Annotated in this window: 3 protein-coding genes; all 3 read right to left on the reverse strand. The window is 71.8% G+C overall.

Going from position 1 to position 2,784, the window contains the following annotated elements; translation table 11 throughout:
- Positions 1 to 116: 116 nt before the first annotated feature.
- Complete coding sequence (gene uppS, locus QHF83_RS53120; protein ID WP_282425850.1) at positions 117 to 860, reverse strand: polyprenyl diphosphate synthase; 744 nt, start codon at positions 858 to 860, stop codon at positions 117 to 119.
- Between the two features lie 132 nt (positions 861 to 992).
- A complete protein-coding gene (locus QHF83_RS53125; RefSeq protein ID WP_282425851.1) occupies positions 993 to 2,378 on the reverse strand; it encodes a histidine kinase dimerization/phospho-acceptor domain-containing protein in 1,386 nt (461 codons plus the stop codon).
- A partial coding sequence (locus tag QHF83_RS53130; RefSeq protein WP_282425852.1) for a winged helix-turn-helix domain-containing protein occupies positions 2,375 to 2,784 on the reverse strand: 410 nt, incomplete at its 5' end. The genes QHF83_RS53130 and QHF83_RS53125, both read right to left, overlap by 4 nt.

Below are 2,784 nucleotides of genomic sequence, written 5' to 3' on the forward strand. Positions count from 1 at the left end.
TCGATGAACTGCGCATCGCGCAGTTCATCGACCCCGAGTCCAGCGCTTGCGCTGGTCCGGGGTGCAGGGGGCGGACAGCCCCCTGCTGGGGTGCGGGGCAAAGCCCCGCGCGCGCCTCAGATCTCCGCCGTGCGCCGGACCTGTTCGTCCGTTCGACCGAAGCGGCGCTGCCTTCGCGCGTAGAACGCGAGCGCCTCGTCGAGCGTCGCCTCCGAGAAGTCCGGCCAGAGCGTGTCCGTGAAGAACAGCTCTGCGAACGCCGCCTCGAACGGCAGGAAATCGCTCAGCCGCTGCTCCCCGCCCGTCCGGATCACGAGATCCGCGTCTGGCAGCTCGCTCGTGCTCAGGAACCGCCGGATCGTGTGCGAGTCGATGTCCTCCGGCAGGAGTAGACCCGCCCGCGCTTGCGCTGCCACGGCTCGCATCGCGCTCACCATGTCGCGACGACCGCCGTAGTTCAGCGCGAGCGCCAGCGTCATCGACGTCCCATCCGACGTGTCTGCGATCAGTTTCTCCGTCGCTTTCCGCGTCGCCGTCGGCACCTCGTCGTCGATGTCGCCCACCACGACCACGCGCACGCCGCGCGCCACGAGATCGTCGTGTGCTTCCTCGGCGAACTCGCGGCAGATGCGCATCAGGTTCCCCACCTCCTCGCCTGGGCGGTTCCAGTTTGCCGCGCTGAACGCGTAGAGCGTCACCACCGGGATCTTCCGCTCGTGGCAGGCGCGCACTGCGAGCCGCACCTTTTGCGACCCGGCCTCGTGTCCCTTCGTCCGAGGGAGCCCGCGCGACGTGGCCCAGCGGCCGTTGCCGTCGAGGATGAGCGCGATGTGACGAGGGAGCGACGATCGTTCGTTCATGGGGATACCTTCGAGACGTGCGGCCTGAGGATGCACCATGCAACCACCCACGTCCACGGAACCGCCGTGGTGCATTCGTGGAGCCTCCGTGGAGAACGCCCACGAAGAGATCGGTAGATTGTGTGGATTCTGTTACAGAATCTTCGCAGCGGGCAGCGTGATCCGGAAGGACACCTCGGGCGGACCGCTCTCGGCGCACTCCGCGGAGCCGCTGTGGGCCTCGGCGATCGCACGCACGATTGCGAGGCCGAGGCCCGTGCCGCCGTTCTCCACGCGCGTCGTGACGAACCGACGAAACAGACGGCCGGCGACGTGAGGATGGATGCGGCCGTGGCTCCGGACGATGAAGCGCACCTCGTCGCCTTCGCGCAGGAGCGAAACATGGATGGCCTCGCCGGGTTCGCCGTGCGTGACGGCGTTGTCGAGCAGGTTCTCGATGGCCCGCGAGAGCCAGAGCGCGCTGCCGCGGACGGTGACGGCGCCGGTCGTGGAGACATGCACGATCGCGCCGCGCTCGCGGGCCTGCGACGCCGCGTCTCGGGCGAGTTTGTCGAGGTCGACGACCGCGGCGTCCTCGACGCCACGCGCCTCGATGCGCGCGAGATTCAAGAGATCGCCGAGCAGCGCTTCGATGCGCTCCGTCGCTTGCTGGATGCGGCCCACGAAACGCGCGGCCTCCTCCGGCTCCTCGAGCGCGCCGTCGGCGAGGACCTCGGCGCTCGCGCGGATCGCCGCCACCGGGTTCTTGAGCTCGTGTGAAAGATCGGCGGCGAACGTCTCGACGAAGGGGCGGCCTTCGAGCTGGCGGCGCATGGAGTCGATGGCGCGCGAGAGCCGCTGCACCTCGCGGCCGAACGCCGGGGGCGGCGGCGCACGTCGCTCGCCCTCGCTGACACGGACGGCGAAGTCGGTGAGGGCCTCGATCGGCCGGGCGATGGAGCGGCCGATGAGGACGGCCGCCGCCGCGGCCGCCGCGCCGAGGACGAGGCTGATCGCGAGGACCGTGGGCGCGAAGTCGGTGAGGGTGCGGGTGATGACGAGGGTCGGCTTGACGACCTCCACCTGACCGACGACGTGGCTCTGCACCAGGATCGGCGCCGTGACGAAGACGGTGCCGCGCTCGCCGCGCGCCGGGCCCGCGCGGAAGACGGGGTGGCCCGCGGGATCGAGGAGCGAGAAGTGCAGGGCGTCGGGATCGGCGGATCGAGCGATGCGGCCGCCCACGTCGCCGAGGGAGGCGCCGCGGGCGTCGAGCTCACCGCCCACCACGGCGGCGATCGCGGCGGCCTCGTCGCGCGCGGCGTCCTCGGCGAGCAGGGTGGCGCGCGCCTCGATGCGGTCGAGGACGAGGATGCCGAGGCCGAACGCGAAGGCGCCGACGATGCCCGCGAGGGCGAGGAAGACCTGGAGGCGGATGCTCGTGCCGCGGGTGCGGGCGCGGACGAGGCGCGAGGCGACGTAGGCGACGAGGAGGATGAGGCCAACGGCCGAAGCTGCGGCGACGAGGAGGCGAATCACGGGGCATCCGGGGTGCCCGGCGGAGGCGCCGCGGGCCTGTCGGTGACGCGGTACCCGACGCCGCGCACGGTCTCGATGAAGCCGGGGTCTCCGCCGGCCGACTCGACCTTGCGGCGAAGGCCTTTTACGTGCGAGTCGATGGTGCGGTCGGTGATCGCGAAGCCGTCGCCCCAGACGCGATCGATGAGCTGCGCGCGGGTGAAGACGCGCCCCGGCGCCGCGAGCAAGCAGGCGAGCAGATCGAACTCGACGCGGGTGAGCTCGACCTCGCGGCCGTGGACGTAGGCCCTGCGGGTGGCTTCGTCGACGGAGAGGGGCGGGGGCGCGGAGGCAGCGGCGGGCGCGGGCGCGGCGACGGGCGCGGCGGCGACCGCGGCGACTGGCGCGGGCGGGGGCGCGGTGCCGA

The organism is Polyangium sp. 15x6, assembly GCF_029960785.1.
Lineage (GTDB): Bacteria > Myxococcota_A > Polyangia > Polyangiales > Polyangiaceae > Polyangium.